12 protein-coding genes and 2 pseudogenes are annotated in these 17,108 nt (G+C 47.6%); 13 read left to right on the top strand and 1 reads right to left on the bottom strand.

Features of this window, described 5'->3' with window-relative positions; all coding sequences use genetic code 11:
* Nucleotides 1-15: 15 nt before the first annotated feature.
* From AC50X8_RS05070 to AC50X8_RS05025, 10 genes and pseudogenes are all read left to right on the top strand, one after another.
* Nucleotides 16-588 carry a TetR/AcrR family transcriptional regulator gene (locus AC50X8_RS05070; RefSeq protein ID WP_494878935.1) on the top strand — a complete coding sequence of 191 codons (573 nt, stop codon included), beginning with the start codon at nt 16-18 and terminating at the stop codon, nt 586-588.
* A 310-nt stretch (nt 589-898) separates the two neighbouring features.
* Nucleotides 899-1,430: pseudogene (locus AC50X8_RS05065) on the top strand (SDR family NAD(P)-dependent oxidoreductase); the annotation flags it as partial.
* Nucleotides 1,417-1,937 (top strand): annotated as a pseudogene (locus AC50X8_RS05060) (NADP-dependent oxidoreductase); the annotation flags it as partial. The pseudogenes AC50X8_RS05065 and AC50X8_RS05060, both read left to right, overlap by 14 nt.
* A 419-nt stretch (nt 1,938-2,356) precedes the next feature.
* The gene (locus AC50X8_RS05055) at nt 2,357-3,904 is read left to right on the top strand and encodes a response regulator transcription factor (RefSeq protein ID WP_494878933.1); all 1,548 of its coding nucleotides are present in this window, start codon (nt 2,357-2,359) and stop codon (nt 3,902-3,904) included.
* A 237-nt stretch (nt 3,905-4,141) separates the two neighbouring features.
* Nucleotides 4,142-5,116, top strand: coding sequence for an ABC transporter permease (locus AC50X8_RS05050; RefSeq protein ID WP_056031437.1), 975 nt, complete (start codon nt 4,142-4,144; stop codon nt 5,114-5,116).
* A 14-nt stretch (nt 5,117-5,130) separates the two neighbouring features.
* A complete protein-coding gene (locus AC50X8_RS05045) occupies nt 5,131-6,000 on the top strand; it encodes a carbohydrate ABC transporter permease (protein ID WP_056031434.1) in 870 nt (289 codons plus the stop codon).
* A gap of 29 nt (nt 6,001-6,029) precedes the next feature.
* The gene (locus AC50X8_RS05040) at nt 6,030-7,703 is read left to right on the top strand and encodes a type 2 periplasmic-binding domain-containing protein (RefSeq protein WP_494878931.1); all 1,674 of its coding nucleotides are present in this window, start codon (nt 6,030-6,032) and stop codon (nt 7,701-7,703) included.
* A gap of 170 nt (nt 7,704-7,873) precedes the next feature.
* The gene (locus AC50X8_RS05035) at nt 7,874-9,616 is read left to right on the top strand and encodes a sensor histidine kinase (RefSeq protein ID WP_494878929.1); all 1,743 of its coding nucleotides are present in this window, start codon (nt 7,874-7,876) and stop codon (nt 9,614-9,616) included.
* A 4-nt stretch (nt 9,617-9,620) separates the two neighbouring features.
* Nucleotides 9,621-10,916, top strand: coding sequence for an ABC transporter substrate-binding protein (locus tag AC50X8_RS05030; protein ID WP_494878927.1), 1,296 nt, complete (start codon nt 9,621-9,623; stop codon nt 10,914-10,916).
* 55 nt (nt 10,917-10,971) lie between these two features.
* The gene (locus tag AC50X8_RS05025) at nt 10,972-12,543 is read left to right on the top strand and encodes an ABC-F family ATP-binding cassette domain-containing protein (protein WP_056031423.1); all 1,572 of its coding nucleotides are present in this window, start codon (nt 10,972-10,974) and stop codon (nt 12,541-12,543) included.
* A 234-nt stretch (nt 12,544-12,777) separates the two neighbouring features.
* Here the strand turns inward: AC50X8_RS05025 and AC50X8_RS05020 are convergent, their stop codons facing one another.
* Nucleotides 12,778-13,431, bottom strand: coding sequence for a YfbR-like 5'-deoxynucleotidase (locus AC50X8_RS05020; protein WP_494879069.1), 654 nt, complete (start codon nt 13,429-13,431; stop codon nt 12,778-12,780).
* A gap of 178 nt (nt 13,432-13,609) precedes the next feature.
* Here AC50X8_RS05020 and AC50X8_RS05015 point away from each other — a divergent pair, with 178 nt between their 5' ends.
* From AC50X8_RS05015 to AC50X8_RS05005, 3 genes are read left to right on the top strand one after another with little or no spacing between them, the layout of a single operon-like run.
* Nucleotides 13,610-14,785, top strand: coding sequence for a helix-turn-helix domain-containing protein (locus tag AC50X8_RS05015; protein WP_494878924.1), 1,176 nt, complete (start codon nt 13,610-13,612; stop codon nt 14,783-14,785).
* Between the two features lie 41 nt (nt 14,786-14,826).
* On the top strand, nt 14,827-15,867 hold the full coding sequence (locus AC50X8_RS05010; protein ID WP_494865386.1) for an ABC transporter substrate-binding protein: 1,041 nt from the start codon (nt 14,827-14,829) through the stop codon (nt 15,865-15,867).
* Complete coding sequence (locus AC50X8_RS05005; protein WP_056031411.1) at nt 15,867-16,673, top strand: alpha/beta hydrolase; 807 nt, start codon at nt 15,867-15,869, stop codon at nt 16,671-16,673. The genes AC50X8_RS05010 and AC50X8_RS05005 overlap by 1 nt, the downstream gene beginning before the upstream one ends.
* The last annotated feature ends 435 nt before the right edge of the window (nt 16,674-17,108 follow it).

The following is a 17,108-nucleotide window of genomic DNA, read 5'->3' as shown; positions in this document are numbered from 1 at the left end:
TTCGAGGTGATGACGATGGCAAGATCCAAGGAATTTGAAATCAATGAAGTATTAGATAAAGCCATACAGCTATTTTGGGCACAAGGGTACGAGAAAACTTCAATGAATGAACTGGTTAACTTTATGGGCATTCATCGTAGAAGTATTTATGATACATTTGGGGATAAGCATGCCTTGTTTATAAAAGCTCTCGAACGATATGAAGCTAAGCAAACGAATAGAATGAAATTTTTGGTTGAAAAGCGAACGCCGGTAAAGGAAATCATTCGGGAGTTGTTTGAAGCGACAATAAAAAATGAAGGGGAACCTCTTGGGTGTTTTCTCGTGAATTCAGGCGTGGAACTGGGCGTGTTGGATCCAGAAGTTGCATCCCTGGTGGATGAGAGTTATTCACGGACTGAGGAATTGTTGACTAACCTTGTTCTGGAGGGCCAGCAATCGGGTGAGATCAAGGCTGGCCTTGAACCTGAAATGATTTCTCATTATTTAATGAATGCGTGGTTGGGGCTGCGTACGCTGGTCAAGACAACATCGGATCAACAAAAATTCAACAATATTATTGCTATGACACTGTCCGTTTTAGATTAAAAGGGTCATGCCAACATGATGGGCAAAAGGAGTGACCTAAATGGAAGCTGGTTTGTTTCTGTGATACAAGTTCCCACTTGTCCCTCTAGTGCAAGAAAGAGCTTGTATCTTATGCCTTGAACAAGCCAAGGAATGCCGCTCCAAAAGCAATATTTTTAGCCATAAAAAAATTCGTTACTGTTCGTTCTAAAATGGCTATACGAATAGCAAGTTAGATCTAACTGTTTTTTACCCTAATAAGAATGATCATTCTAAAATTGTGCTTGAAACTCATTTACACTAATCTGCACGTTATGAAGGAGAGAATAGGATGAAGTATACCGTTATTACAGGAGCAAGCTCAGGGATTGGATAAATTAGAAGAGCTTAAAACGGCCATTCAGGAAATAGATCCTAGTGTAAATGTTATTGTTCAAACAAGTGACCTGTCTGTTACAGATCAGGCTTACACTTTGTATAGCAAGCTAAAGGAATACGAAATAGACACTTGGATTAACAATGCGGGGCTGGGAGAAGCCGCTTTTGTAGCAGATCAGAATTTAGATAAAGCCCAAACGATGCTGCGTGTTAATATCGAATCCTTGACGATCCTTTCTACTCTGTATGTGCGAGATTATGCAGATGTCGAAGGAACTCAGTTAATTAACGTCTCATCCGCGCTCGGTTATGCCATTGCTGTTGGGAATGTTGCTTATTCAGCATCTAAATATTATGTTAGTGCCTTCACAGAAGGGCTTGCAAAAGAGCTAGAACTGAAAGGTGCCAAACTAAAGGCAAAGGTTTTAGCACCGGCTATAACAGAAACGGAATTTCTAGAAAGCGGCACAAATACAGAATTATTCAAAAAAATTCAAGTGGAATTAAATGATGTTGATATACCACAGATCAATAGCCATGAGGTACTTGTCAAAGTAAAAGCTGCAGGCGTAAACCCACTGGACATTCTTAATCTGAATGGCAGTGTGCGGATGATTGCCGACTATAAGCTGCCATTCACTTTAGGGAATGAACTATCAGGCGTTATTGAAGCCGTTGGTGATAAGGTATTGAATTTTAAGGTAGGTGACCCTGTCTATACGAGGCTGCCGCTTAATAAAATCGGTGCTTTTGCTGAATATGCGGCCGTGAATGAAGATGCTTTATCCATCATGCCTGACCATTTGTCTTTTAATGAAGCGGCTGCGGTCCCCCTTACTGCCTTGACTGCTTATCAAGCCTTGCATAATGTACTCCATGCCCAGCCGAAGAAAAAGCTTTTCATTCCCGGAGGAACCGGAGGATTCGGCGCTATGGCAATTCCCATTGCCAAATCAATGGGATTATATGTGATTACAAGTGGCAGTGAAAGAAGCTGCATCGATTCAAATATAGCATGCGGAAAAAACTTGGTGCGGCAGTGGAGGGTATAGCTTTAGGTTAGGTGTGGGCTAGCATTCACCGAGGGTTATTCCACTAGTTCGTTGATATTGTGTAGACCCTGTGTAGACCCTGTGAAAAGCGCTTCAAAAAGGAAATACCGTAATGGGAGTCAGGGAAGGCATTATTATCGACAACATTCATGATATTAATATTTAAGAGCAATAAAGAGAAGGAGCAAGGGCAGTTAAAGCTGCCTTTACTTTTTTTGCTAGTACTGTTAATTGTACATCTCTAATTGTGCTCCCAATTGCACATCTCCCTTTCATTGCTTGCTTTGTCATAGCAAGGTAAAATTAAGAATAAAAGACGCAGCTTTTATCAGGTTGGTAACAGGGGAGGAGGAGTAGCGGTGTACAAGGTTCTCTTGGTTGATGATGAATGGCTCATTCTTGACGGCATTTCCTCCGTGATGGATTGGGCTCGGCTAGGTACACAATTAACAGGAACAGCGCAAAATGGTTTGGAAGCGCTAACAAAGTTGAGGGATAATCCGCCGGACATCGTTATTACCGACATTCGAATGCCGGGCATGGATGGCTTGCAGCTCGTAGCTGCTGTTGCGGAGCAGTATCCCGGTATCTCTTTTATCATGCTGACCGGCTTCTCGGAATTTGATTATGCCAAAACAGCTATGCAGTATGGGGTGAAGCATTATTTGCTGAAGCCGTGCAGCGAGGAAAGCTTGGTGGAGGCCATCACGGAGATCGTTCAGGAGAAGAAGGAACGGGCCAGCCAGGAGAGCTTCGTGCAATCAATCAAGTATGATTTAGAGCGCGTGTTGCCGCATGCCAAGGAGCATTTTCTAAAGGAGTTCGTAACGAATAAAACGTATGGCGTAAGAGAATGGCAGTATTTTGGCGACCTGTTCGGGCTGCATTTTCAAACGCAAAGCGTACGCCTGCTGCTGGTGGAAATCGAGGGCGAGCATGAGTATGAGCATCTGTTTGCCGTGAAAAATATATCCGAGGACATCTTTCCTAACCCCATACTCAGCTCTACCGTAGGCCAGCATGTTCTTCTGCTCATGGAAGACGAGCTGTCCGAGGCGCAATTTTTCGAGAAAATTGACAGCATCCGCGCCACCTTCACGAAATATTATCATTTTGACCTAACCGCCGCCCTCAGCGAGGCGGGAGAGCTGGCGCAGGCGCGGCGCTTATATACGCAGACGCTTGTCTGCTTGAACCATCGATTTTATCTCGGTGAAGGCAGTCTTATTATGGAGCGCGACATTTCCCCATCTGGGGAAGGGGATCGTTCTGAATGGGAGTATGACCAAGAACGTTTAATGACAGCAATTAAAGCAGGGCATTGGGCAGAAGCGGAAAAAGAGCTTCAGCAAATGTTTCAAATGCTTTCTGAGCTGCGCTATGACATATCCACAACGAAATCCTATTTGATCCAGATGTACATGGAAATGATTCGGCTGTGTGGATCTTCCGAGATGAAGGCGTATATGGATAAGCTCCCGGGTTTAATCGAAACGAGCACCTTGCAGTCTTTTCAACAATATGTGATGGGCATAGCCCAAGAGATTGCTCTCCACAACTATGAGCGGAATCGATGCAGGCAGTCGCAGATGGTGCTTCATATGAAAAATATTGTCCAAAGCCGCTTCAAGGATGAATCGCTGACTTTGCAATCTATTGCCGGGGAGATTTATATGAATCCGGATTACATAAGCAAAATGTTTAAGAAGGAGACAGGGGAAAAATTTACGAACTACATGATGAGCTTTCGGATTCAAAAGGCGCTGGAGATTATCGGCCAAAGCGAGGAATTTACAATAGCGGCGCTGGCTGAGGAAACGGGTTTCGGCGGCAATTCGTCTTATTTTAGCAAAATGTTTAAGAAGTATACCGGATTTTCTCCTTCGGAATATAAAAAAACGCCATAGGCTTATCGTTTACACCCTGAAGTCGTCGAGATACGGCCGCAGGGTGTTTTTTTGCAAATATAAGCATTTATATTTCTCGGATTGAAACGCGCCGTGCCGCCAAAGGACGGCGTTAGCCGTTTCACCACGGTTTTGAACATAAAACCATCGGAAATGAACATGTGAAAAGAGAAGCCGTACTTGTATATTTATAAACATAAATATTAATCGATTAACATTTAGGGTGGGGGCAGAAGAATGGAGTTGAAGCTGGAGGAAGAGCAGCAGCAGGCGCTCAAGGGCAGCAGAGCTAAAACAAGCAAACTCGTTTTCCTCAAAAAGGAATGGCTGCGGAATAAATATGTATACCTCATGTTAATTCCGGTCCTAGCGTATTATTTCATTTTCCACTATGGACCGATGTACGGCTTGTTGATGGCTTTTCAAAAATCTTATAGCCCAATCAAAGGCATTTTGGAAGGAAAATGGATCGGCTTTGACAATTTCACGATGTTTTTTAACAGCTATTATTTTTGGCGAATTATTAAAAATACGTTGATCCTCAGCTTTTACAGCATTTTGTTCGGCTTTCCGGCACCGATTATTTTGGCGCTGCTGCTTAATGAGGTCCGCAAAAAGTGGTTCAAGAGCACGGTACAGACGATCAGCTACATGCCCCACTTCATTTCGGTCGTCGTTGTTGTCGGAATGCTGAAAACGTTCTCGTCGCTCGATGGCGGCTTGTTTAATGTCATTCGCAGCTTCTTCGACCTGCAGCCGATTATGTTTCTAGCGGAGAAGGATATGTTTCGGCCGATGTACATTCTTTCGAACATTTGGCAGGGGGCGGGCTGGGCCTCGATTATTTTTCTGGCAGCGCTCAGCAATATTGATACCCAGCTCTATGAAGCGGCGAAGATGGATGGGGCTGGCAGGTGGAAGCAGCTGCTGCATATTACGCTCCCGGGCATTATGCCGACGGTTGTCATTATGCTGATTTTGCGTTTGGGTGCGGTTATGAACGCCGACTTTCAGAAAATTTTGCTCATGCAGACGGCACCGACCTATGAAACGTCAGACGTCATATCCACTTTTATTTACCGTTCCGGCATTTTAGAAGGCAACTATACGTATTCGACCGCTATTGGATTAATTAACGGCATTATTAATTTCTCGCTGCTGTTAATGGCCAATGCGATTAGTAAAAAAGTGAATTCGACCAGTCTCTGGTAAACGGGAGGTGACCTATGAAACGCTCGTCAGGGGAATATGTTTTTGACTTTTTCAATGTGATTATGCTGTGCTGCATTATAGCCGTATCCTTTTATCCGATGCTGTATGTGCTGAATTCTTCTATAAGCGATCCAGATCAATTGCTGCGCTCAAGGTCGCTCATGCTGCTGCCCGAAGGCTTCCAGCTTGAGGCTTATAAATATGTGTTTCAAAATCCGAAAATTTATAACGGCTACTTGAACACGCTCTTTTATGTCGTAGCAGGAACGCTGGTTAATTTGCTAATGACGGCTTTTGCCGCCTATGCGCTATCCAGAATGGATTTATTCGGCCGAAAAACGTTTATGCAGCTCATTACCTTTACGATGTTTTTTGGCGGCGGCATGATCCCAAGCTTTCTGCTCATTCAGAATTTGGGACTGGTGGATACTCGCCTGGCGATGATCATCCCTGGTGCAATCAGCACCTTCTACTTCCTGATTATGAAAACGAGCTTCGAGAGCATTCCGATAAGCTTGATCGAATCCGCCAAGCTGGATGGAGCTAATGATTTTCTAATCTTATTTCGCATCGTCCTGCCTTTATCCAAATCGATTTTGGCGGTCATGTCGCTGTATTATGCTGTAGACCATTGGAATGATTATGTGGGCCCGATGCTTTACTTGCGAAGCCAGGAGCTGTATCCGATCCAGATTGTAATGCGGGATATTTTAATTAGCAGCAGTACGGAGTCGATGGGTGCCGGCGTGGACACAGGCTTTGCAATCGGAGAAAACATTAAATACGCCACGATTATTATTTCTACGCTGCCGATTATGCTGGTGTATCCGTTTATTCAAAAGTTTTTTGTTCAAGGCGCTTTAATCGGTGCCGTGAAACAATAAAAATCAATTATTTTTTGGAGGCGATTTGGGTGAAAAGAAAAATGGGGTTGGTCATTTTGTCCTCGGCGCTGCTTGTCGGCCTGATGTCGGCGTGCTCGCAAAACAATGCGCCAAATGAAGGAGCGGCAGCAGGCAGTTCGGCCAATGCAGGGGCGTCCAGTCCAGCAGCCGGAGAAGAGAAGCTGACGGAAATACCGCTGCCCATTACGAATGAAGCGTTCACGATTAATTATTGGCGTGCGAATGATGCGAAGCTGACCGCCTCGATGGACAACTTTGGGGAAATGGCCTCGTATAAGAAAAAGGAAGAGCTGACGGGAATCAAGGTGAAATTTACCCACCCGCCGCTGGGACAGCAAAAGGATCAGTTCAACCTGCTCATTGCAACGAAGGAGCTTCCAGACGTCATCTACTACAACTGGGCGGATGCAGTAGGCGGTCCTGAGAAAATGATCGAGGACGGGCGGATTATTCGCTTGAACGAGCTGATCGACCAATACGCGCCAAACCTGAAAAGCATTATTGAATCCGATCCGGATGTGTTGAAGCAAATTGCTCTCGATGACGGCACGATCTATATGTTCCCGCTTCTGAAGCTGGATGCGCTCAAGCTGAATGCGACAACGGGCCCTATCGTGCGCAAGGACTGGCTTGATAAGCTCAATTTGAAAACGCCTACAACGATTGATGAGTGGCATACGGTGCTTAAGGCGTTCAAGGAACAGGACCCGAACGGCAACGGCAAGCAGGATGAGCTTCCGTTTACAGGCAACTGGGGACCGGGAAATTTGACGAAGCTGCATGATTTTTCTCCAGCCTTCGGAGTCATTGGCGGCTTCGAAATGAAGGGCGGAAAAGTGGCTTTCGGGCCAATCGAGCCTGAATACAAAAGTTTCCTCGAGACGATGGCAGCTTGGTATAAAGAAGGGCTGATTGATCCGGAAATTATGACGAATGACGGCAAAGCCTTTGACTATAAAATTACGAATAATTTAGCCGGCTCCTACTTGGGCGGTGTGTTCAGCGGCATGGGCAAATATTTCAACCTGATGAGGGATACCGATCCGGATTTTAATCTGACAGGCGCTCCATGGCCGGTATCGCCGGATGGCAATGCCTACGCGACCTTCAATATGAACAATAAGGTGCTGACCTATGGAGAAGCGATCACATCAAGCGCCGATGAAGACAAGCTGAAATATATCGTGCAATGGATGGATTTTAATTACAGCGCGCAGGGCAGCGACTTGTTCAACTTTGGCATCGAGGGCGAGAGCTACGAGAAGGACGGCGATGCTATCAAGTTTACGGGCCTCATCACCGACAATCCGAACGGCTTGACCTATGATCAGGCGCTGGCTTCTTATGCGCTATCGATTATGGATGGCCCGATCAATCAGGACAGCAAATATTTGGACGCCCTCTTGTTCGATCAAGGCCAGCGGGATGCCAACACGGAGTGGATGAAAGCGAGCTCCGAGCTGACGCTTCCTCCTATCCGCCTGACGTTGGACGAAGCAAGCACGGTCACTTCCATTATGAGCCAAGTCAATACGTACTTGAACGAGACGATGACAGCGATCATTAACGGGCAGAAGCCGATTGCCGAGTTCGACAAAATGGTAGAGACGATTAAGAGCATGGGCATTGATCAAGCTGTCGAAATGCACCAAGCGGCTTACGAAAGATACCAAACGAAATAAGCGGCAGCGTGAAAAATGCATAAACGGATGAAGGCTGCTGTATGGGGCGTAAAACGCCCCAAAGTAGCCTTTTCTTCGTGAAAATAGAGCTCCGGGTTCCGCTAGTGTATCTGGTTTTTGCCGAGTATGTTATATCTAGTGTATGACCTGTGCAAAGGAGGCTCTGTATATTGGCGGTTTATCGGAATCTGAGCATCAAGCGAAAAATGTTTCTCATGATCTTTCTGATCATGACCCTTATTATTACGATTGCTTACAGCTCCTTATATTATGCCTATTCGATTTATGACAGACAGCTATATGACAAATCCTATCGACTCTTGAATTTATCGTCCACCACGATAGATATGGAGCTGAAGAAGCTGGAGTCGATGTCGCTCACCATTATTTCAGATTCACAAATTCAGCGAGGATTAAAGGATTTGCTTCAGGACGATGCAGAATATGCCGGTTACATAACCCGCAAGAAGATAACCGATCAACTGTGGGCGCATATTAGCAATGCTGAACGTTATGTGCAATCTGTTCATCTTATCGACTCCAGACAGCGGGTCAGCAAATATGGGGACTCCCCATCCTTCTCAGAGGAAAAATACGCCCGCATGATAAAAGAAGCTGTAGCGGGAAAAGGCGAAGTCCGCTGGCTTTACCCGGATGATTCCGACCCTATGCTAATTATGGCCAGGGAGGTGCGGGCGTATGAGCCATTGACGCTGGAGCCCATCGGCATTTTATTTTTGCGGATTAATATTGAGAGACTAGTGGAGGACTATGCGGGTACGGCGAGTCAGAGTAGTGATATTTTGCTTAAATCAGGGCAGGATGTCATCTATCCGTACGGGCAAATGCCAGAAGGTGTGGCTGTTGCCTTTCAGCCGCTAAAGGCGGGAGACGGCTACGAGATCAAGAAGGTGAACAACGAGCCGACCTTTCTGTCGCAGAAAAAATCCTCTTATACCGGATGGATGTATTATAATATCGTCCCGTACAATCATATTTTTAAAACGGTCGTGTGGCTGAAAAATTCGCTCGTTATCGTCTATAGCCTGACCTTTATTGTCGTTGTTGCCATCGGGATGGCCTTTGCCCGCAGCTTGACGAGGCCCATTCGCCAGTTGATCAGCCAGATGAAGGAGGTGCAGTATGGCGACCTGGAGAGCATGGATGCCAGCATGTCCGCACCTGCTTTTCAGCAAATGGATGAAGTAGGGCTGCTGCAGCGAACGTATCGAATGATGATTACTCGCATTAATACGCTGATTAAAGAAAATTACGCCAACCAGCTTATCATTAAGGAAACGGAGTTCAAGGCGCTTCAGGCGCAAATTAATCCTCATTTTTTGTATAATGCGCTCGATTCTATCCATTGGCTGGCCAAAAAAAATGCGCAGCAGCAAATATCCAGCATGGTCGTCTCGCTTGGTTATTTGCTGCGCTCCTCAATCAGCTTAAAGCAAAATGTGATTACGGTTGCCGAGGAGCTTGAAACGGTGAAGCATTACATTACGATTCAAAAATACCGATTTCAAAATCGGCTGGATTTTCATATGGATGTGCCTGCTTCCTGTTATGCCGCTGCCATCCCTAAGCTTACTTTGCAGCCTCTATTGGAAAATGCCGTGCAATATGGTTTGGAGCCTATGATTGAGCCCTGTACGATCCGGCTTTATGCGGAGTGGGGGGAAGGGAAGCTTGCGCTCATTGTCGAGGACGGTGGGCCGGGCATGGAGGAAGCTTATGTGCAGCGTGTGCTGAGCGGAGAGGCGGAGACGCGGGGGAACGGGATTGGCATTTTGAATATTAAAAATCGGATCAAGCTCGCTTTCGGCGAAAGCTATGGGCTAGGAATTGACAGCCGGGCGGGGGGCGGAACAAAAGTCAGCGTCCTTATTCCGCTTGTGCAGGAGGATTAAGCAGATGATGCGAACGACCATCCGAATTGGCATAATGCTTGGCTTGCTAGCCGCTCTCTGGGGCTGCATCCCGGGGGATTCCGACCCATTGAACAAGCTCAAGGAGGAGCCGATTACGCTTCGCATCGCTTGGTGGGGCAATGAATTTCGCAACAATGCAACGATTGAGGTTATCCATATGTATGAAGAGCTAAATCCGCATATTAACATTGAATTTGAATACAGCGCTTTCAATGAGTATTGGAGAAAGCTCGCGCCGTACGCGGCGGGCAATGCGCTGCCGGACATCATTCAGATGGACATTTCGTATTTGTCCCAGTACAGCTCGCTTGATTTGCTGGAGAATTTGGAGCCGTATATTCGAAGCGGGGCCATAGATGCCTCCTCCATCAGCGAGAGCCATCTGTCCAGCGGGAAATGGGGAGACCACTTATATGGCATGAATTTGGGCGTCAATGCGCTATTTGCTGTATACGACCCAGAGGTTTTCAAGGCCAGCGGCATAGAGCCGCCTACAGCCTCGTGGACTTGGGAGGATTTTGACCAAATGGGAGAGCAGCTCAAGGGCACAGGCGTTTATTTAGGAACGGTGTTTACGCCGGAGCAGTTTTTTGCTTATTTTCTTAGACAGCATGGCTTTACCTTGTTTGCAGAAGATGGCACTAGTCTAGGTTATGAGGATGACAAGCTGTTTATCGAATATTTTGGACGAATGCAAAGGCTCGCGAAGGATAAACTGATATTTTTGCCCGATATATGGACGTCCGATATTAATAAATCGGACGCAGACCCTTTTTTTAAAGGGGAGGCTCTATTAGGCTGGGGCTATTCCAATCAGTTCATCAACATCGTGGAGCATTACGGCAAACAGCTGGCTATCGTGCCGCTGCCTGGGCCAAACAGCAAGCAAGGGTTATTTTTGAAGCCGGGCATGTTTTTTTCGATTTCCAAAAATTCAAAAAATAAAGAAGAGGCCGCGAAATTCATCAGCTTCTTCGTCAATAATTTAGAGGCAAACAAGCTGCTGCAGGGAGAGAGGGGCGTGCCCGTATCTTCCCAGTTAAAGGAGCAGCTGAAGCCGTTCGTTAAGCCGGAGCTTGCGCAAATCTTTGAATATCTCGATTGGGTGGAGAAAAATAGCAGTCCCATGGACCCGCCGGACCCGGTCGGAACGGCAGAAGTGACCGTGGTGCTGCGTGATTTGCATGACCTGCTGCTATTTGGCAAAATAACGCCCGAGGCGGCGGCCACCGAGTTTCGGGCGAAGGCAGGCGAAATATTGGCGCGCAACAAAAAATAAACAATATCTAATGTTATAATGACTAGTAGACTGACGGAGCTAGAAGGGTGATAGCATGAGTGTAATTCGGTTGGAAAATGTGACGAAGAAATATGAAGACGCCATGATTTTTCGCGATATTTATTTTCGCGTGAGCCAAGGGGAGCGAATTGGCCTTATTGGGCGGAATGGAGCCGGCAAGTCGACGGTATTCAAGCTCATTATGGGCAAAGAAGAGCCGACAAGCGGCAAAGTGGAAATAGATCCAAAGGTGAAAATCGGGTATTTCTCGCAATTTTCAGAAATGCGCGGTAGTCTGTCTGTCCAGCAAGAGCTGGAAATGTGCTTCGAGCAGGTTGCTCTGATTGAGCGCGAGCTGCAAGCGGTTGGGGAAAAGCTGGGCTTGGTATCGGATGATGGCGAAATGAATGAACTGCTGGCAAGGCAGGCGGAGCTTTTCGAGCAAATGGACCATTTGGACGGCTGGAACGTTTCCGTAGAGATCAACACCGTTCTGACGAAGCTGGGCTTCAACGATCGTTCACGCAATCAGCCGATTGATGAGTTGTCTGGCGGCTGGAGAAACCGTGCGGCTTTAGCAAAAATGCTAATTGAGCTGCCGGATGTTGTATTGCTTGACGAGCCGACAAACTACTTGGATATGGAAGGCATTGCGTGGCTGGAGCAGTGGCTTTACCGGTTTAATGGCGCCATGATCTTGATCTCTCATGATCGGCAGTTTATCGACAAGGTCGTCACGCAAATTATCGAGATTGAAAATTATCATTTTCAGCCATACGACGGCAATTATACGGACTATATTCGTAAGAAGAAGCTGCGCAAGAAGGAGCTGGACCGCCAGTTCGAGTGGGAGGAAGAGCTGCTGCTCATGGAGTCGGAAGCGATCGACAGCCGCGCCAGCAAAAAATCGTCCAAAGACCGGTTATCCCGCAAATTGGCTGATAATAAGAAGCGGGTCGAGCCGAATCCGGTGAACGTGCTGATTACGGATATTTATGAGTTGCTGCGTTTCCCGGACAAGCTGTGCGAGGTTAAGCAAATCGGGCAAAGCTATGAGGAACGCGCTATTTTTCAGAACGTCAGCTTTGACATTCAGAAGGAGGATCGCCTCGTCATCGTTGGCCCGAACGGAAGCGGGAAGTCCACGTTGATCAAGGTGCTGACGGGGCAGGAGAAGCCTGAATCCGGCGAGGTCACCTGGGAAAAAGGGGTCAGCTACGCGTATTTCAACCGGATGTGGGAGGAGCTTGATCCTAAGGATACAGTGAGCCACGCCGTCAATACGTATGGTCTAGGGCTCGATGCGCCGCGGAAAAAGGTGAACAAATTTCTGTCGATGCTGCAATTTTCCGAGATGGATTTAAGCAAAGTGATTGGCAGCCTGTCCGGCGGCCAAATGGCCCGGGTTGCATTGGCGAAATGCCTGCTTTCGGGTGCAGCCGTCATCATATTGGATGAACCGACGAATCATCTGGATTTAACGAGCATACAGGTGATGGAGCAGGCGCTGATACATTTTCCCGGCGCTGTTGTGACCGTAAGCCATGATCGGTTTTTCATTGATAAAATTGGCACGAAGATGCTGGTGTTCGATCCGGAATTGGGTATTACCCAGCAAAATTTATAGCAGCGAATGGGCTGGAAAAGCTCAAAAAAACGGTACTTCATCAAAGGATGGAGTGCCGTTTTTTTATTGAAATATAGAGAAAGGATATCTAACGCGATCCTTTCTCTATATTTCTCGGAATGAAACGCGCCGCGCCGCTACAGGAGGGCGACGGCCGTTTCACCTTGAAATATAGGAAAGGATATCTAACGCAATCCTTTCTCTATATTTCTCGGAATGAAACGCGCCGCGCCGCTACAGGAGGGCGACGGCCGTTTCACCTTGCGCCAGCGCTTCTTCTGTTATTTTACGAATATCGATGGGGGAAAGAGTGCCTTCATGGATAATATCTGGCAGGATGTGCTCGAGGAAATACTTCACGCAGTGGAGGTCGATATTTTTGATTTTAATTAACGCATAACGGTACATGACGATAAATTCCTTCTCGGTATTGCCGCGCTGGAGTTCAGCGAATGCCTCGTAGACCTGATCCATTTTATCAGCAACTTCCAAAATGAGCCCTTCTACCGAATGGTCTTTGCCCTCGCGCAGCTGTCTGCGGAAAATAGCCTGAAATTCCTCAGGAATATGGTCCTGAATAAAATGCTCGACCATGCCATCCTCAACCTGCTGCAGCATCGAACGCAGTTCAAGGGAATAATGCTTGACGGGCGTTTTAATGTCTCCAATAAAAATTTCCCCATAATCATGGCTGCTCGTAATTTCATAAAGCTTCTTCCAATCAATCGTGACGCCGTGCTGCTCCTCGATATCGGCAAGCGTCTTGGCGTACTGGACAACTTTCCAGGAGTGAGCCGACACGCTGTGCTCTTCGAATTTGAATTTGCCAGGGGTGCGGATAATGCGTTCCAAATCGTTTAGTGATCTAAAGTACGTATGAATGCCCATAAGTGCCATCATCCTTTATTTAGTTGAGTATGATTCGACTATACGCCAGTTATGTCAGCTCAGGATTAACGCCGTGTGACGCTCAGGTCAATTTTCAAATCCATTGATAGCGATTCTCAATGTTGCTATACTGAGAGGATAAGCTGGACAAGGCTCGAAAGCATGGAACGGAGGCATCATGTACGATAATCAACCCCCAAAGACGGATTTATTAAGCATTCGCCGCTTTATGGAGCAGCATTTCAATGAGCCGATATCTGTGGGACAGCTGGCAGAGATGGCCCATATAAGCCCTAAATATTTTGTGGATTTGTTCAGAAAAACATATGGGCAAAGCGCCATTGATTATTTGACCGACCTGCGCATCAACCGGGCAAAAAGATATTTAACGGAGACGGACTACCGTCTGCGGGAAATTGCCCACAAGGTAGGCTACAGTGATGAATTTTACTTCAGCCGCAAGTTTAAGAAAGAGGTTGGCGTATCCCCCTCCGCCTTTGTGACCCGTCCCAGACAACGCATTGCGGTATGTTCTCCTTCGCTTATAGGGCAGCTGCTTGCGCTGGGCATTATTCCGGTTGCTGCGCCGCTCGATTCAAAGTGGACGCCTTATTATTATAATGTGTACCAGATGAGCATTCAGGTGCATATGCGCTATGGGGATTTGCAGCGGCATGAGGAATGGGACAAGCTGACGAAGGTCCGTCCCGACGCAATCGTAGGCTTCGATCATTTGCGCGATGAAGAAAAGCAGAAGCTGGGCAGCATTGCCCCTGCCCTATTCGTTGATAAGGGGCAGAAGGATTGGCGAGAGCAGCTTCGTCAAATGGCCTCTTTTTTAAAAGGCGAGCAGCAGGCGGAGGAATGGATTGATGGATATGGGCAGAAGCTGGAATCGGCCCGGACGAACATCAAGCATGCCGTGCAGGAGGATACCTTTGTCGTATTGCGGATATATGGGAAAAAGGTGCATGCCTACTGCAACCAAGCTATTTTTGAGCTGCTGTATCAGGAGCTGCAATTGTCTCCGGCCTATGAGCAGGCTTCGTTGTACAATGTGGAGCTAACACTGGAGCAGCTCAGCCATCTTGACCCGGACCGCTTGCTGATAGTAGTATGCCCTGAGGCAGAGTCGCGCTCGTACTGGCTAGCGCTTCAACATAACAAGGAATGGCGGGCGCTCAAAGCGGTTCGCAATCATTTTGTCTATCTGGTGCCTTCGGACCCATGGTTCGAATACTCAGCCATAGCGATGAATCGGATGCTGGACGAGATGCTGCTGCTCCTAACCGGATATTGTCCAAAGGCAGGAACGGATAAAGTCCATGGAGACTGCATAGGGCATCCTTTATAATTCTCCTAAGTGAGAATTGTTATCATAGGAGGGTATTTCGAATGTTCCAGAAGTACAGTTTTTTGCGAAAAAGGTTAAAAGCAAGCGGGCTCTCGCTGCTCATTATAGGAATGGCGCTTAGCCTGCTGAGCGCTTGTGGCTCCACGAATGCCGAAAACCCAGCTGAGCCAAGCCAGACAGCTGCTGCTGCACAAGAAAGTCAGGCTCCTGAGGTTAGCGAAGCCCCTGAGGCTTCAGAGGAAGTGTCAGCGACGAAGACGGTAACGGATGAACAAGGGCATGAACTCGTTATACCAGCCAAGCCATTAAAGGTATTCGCCCCCTATATGGAGGATTCTCTGCTGAGCTTGGGCGTAACGCCTATTGCCCAATGGGGGAATAGCGGGAAAGGCCAAGCCTACTTGCAGGATCGGCTTAAGGGTGTGCCAACTGTCGAGTTTTCAGGAGGACGTCCGCCTTCCCCAGAGCAAATTATGGATTTTGAGCCTGATCTGATTATTTTGCATACGGCCCATTATGCCGACGACGGCATCTATGAGCAGTATTCCAAAATTGCGCCTACGTACGTTTTCGTCAATGCGGCTGGCGATTTAAACAGCTCGATAACGAAGCTGGGAGAGCTGCTTGGCAAACCTGACGAGGCGAAGCAGGCGCTGAGCGATTATGAACAGAAGAAGGAAGAAGCCAAAGCCAAGCTTGCTCCAGTTGCCGACGGGAAAAAGGCGGTTTTAATTAATTTTAATGCCAAAGGAATGTACCTGATTGGCGGCAACTATTTTGGAGGCTATGTACTTTCGCATGAGCTAGGCATAGGAAAGAGCAAGCTGGTTGAAGAGAAAAACAGCGTGGATGCCTCGCTCGAAATTCTCCCTGAGCTGGATGCCGATTTTATTTTTACAATCGACTACGCGGGCTCAGGCGCAGCCAACATTAAGGAGCTGACCGACAATGCGATTTGGAGAAGCATGCCTGCGGTCAAAGCGGGCCATGTTTACGCGGTTAGCGATGAGTATTGGACAGGCGGCGGTCTAATCGCATACAGCAAAATTATCGATGATATTGTTCGGTTTCTAGCGCCATAATGAAAAGCGAAGCTAAGGGACATTATACGGCTGAAAGCAGCGAGAGAGTGGTGCATGCAAGCCACAGGCAGCTGGAATACCGCATTAGGATAGCCGTGCCGAAGGAGCCGCCTCCGGAGAAGGGCTACCCGATCATTTATGCGACGGATGGGGATGCGGTGTTCGGCACATTCGCTGAGGCCGCCCTTTTGCAGACTCGCAAGCCGCATGGCTATGACCCCGTCATTATCGTAGGCATCGGCTATCCTTCCGGTGAACCGTTCGATATGACCCGGCGCTGCTATGATTTCACGACACCTGCAAAGCTCGAAAATTTGCCTGCCCGGCCGAATGGCCAGCCATGGCCGGAGCATGGCGGAGCTGATGGCTTTCTCGATTTTTTGGAGACGGAGCTGAAGCCGGTGCTGGAGAAGGAATTTCCCATAGACAAGGAGCGGCAGACGATTTTCGGACATTCGCTGGGGGGCCTGCTCGTCCTCCATGCCTTATTCAGCCGCCCTCAGTCCTTTCAGCGCTTTGCTGCGGGAAGCCCGTCCATATGGTGGAACAAGCATGCGGTGCTGGAGGAGCAAGCCGCATTCGAAGCAAGGCTCCCTCAGATCGATCACCCGCCGAAGCTGTTGATCACCATTGGCGCGGAGGAACTGCCGGATATGGTGAAGGACTCCGAGCAGCTGGCGGACAGTCTAAGGCCGCTCCAAGCCAGCGGATTCCATGCTGCAATCGCCAAATTTCCCGAGGAGAGCCACGTTAGCGTGCTGCCGGGAGCGATAAGCCGGGTCATTAAATTTGCCTTATCCGGCTAGTGGATTGTTACTGACACCCCACAGCTCGGGACGCTCCTTTTTTGAAGGACTGAGGTTCCGCTATTCTGGCTTTTGCTACGATTTCAGGCCGTAGGTGGACAGGAAATCCGCTATGGCTCTCATCATCCTGTCAAAATGGCCATTTGCAGCGCATTAGCTGCTCCTGAGTCCGCTGCCTATGCCATAACACGTGATTCTGTTGAAATAGCGGCTGCTGTGTCCGCCAAATCTAGCTTCAAAATTGAAAATAGATCATTGTATTTAGGCAGGCCCATGCGCATAAGCATGGGCCTGTTTGTTTTGCAGGCAATCCGAAAAAAGGACCCCCTAAAACGAAATTTGAAGCCTTACCGGAACGGAAGCTGCCGTCTACAATGGATAAAGAAGGCATTTCAGTCTATAGAGCAAGATTCCAACGTAGTATGGGGGATTTAT

It is taken from the genome of Paenibacillus sp. JT22N15, assembly GCF_059383755.1.
This window is presented reverse-complemented; position numbering and strand designations above follow the sequence as displayed.

Excerpts from the sequence above, each read along its gene's own strand:
- AC50X8_RS05050 (WP_056031437.1), top strand. The coding sequence starts at position 4,142 with ATGGAGTTGAAGCTGGAGGAAGAGCAGCAGCAGGCGCTCAAGGGCAGC.
- AC50X8_RS05070 (WP_494878935.1), top strand. The coding sequence starts at position 16 with ATGGCAAGATCCAAGGAATTTGAAATCAATGAAGTATTAGATAAAGCC.
- AC50X8_RS05015 (WP_494878924.1), top strand. The coding sequence starts at position 13,610 with ATGTACGATAATCAACCCCCAAAGACGGATTTATTAAGCATTCGCCGC.
- AC50X8_RS05045 (WP_056031434.1), top strand. The coding sequence starts at position 5,131 with ATGAAACGCTCGTCAGGGGAATATGTTTTTGACTTTTTCAATGTGATT.
- AC50X8_RS05010 (WP_494865386.1), top strand. The coding sequence starts at position 14,827 with ATGTTCCAGAAGTACAGTTTTTTGCGAAAAAGGTTAAAAGCAAGCGGG.
- AC50X8_RS05030 (WP_494878927.1), top strand. The coding sequence starts at position 9,621 with ATGATGCGAACGACCATCCGAATTGGCATAATGCTTGGCTTGCTAGCC.
- AC50X8_RS05020 (WP_494879069.1), bottom strand. The coding sequence starts at position 13,431 with ATGGGCATTCATACGTACTTTAGATCACTAAACGATTTGGAACGCATT.
- AC50X8_RS05005 (WP_056031411.1), top strand. The coding sequence starts at position 15,867 with ATGAAAAGCGAAGCTAAGGGACATTATACGGCTGAAAGCAGCGAGAGA.
- AC50X8_RS05025 (WP_056031423.1), top strand. The coding sequence starts at position 10,972 with ATGAGTGTAATTCGGTTGGAAAATGTGACGAAGAAATATGAAGACGCC.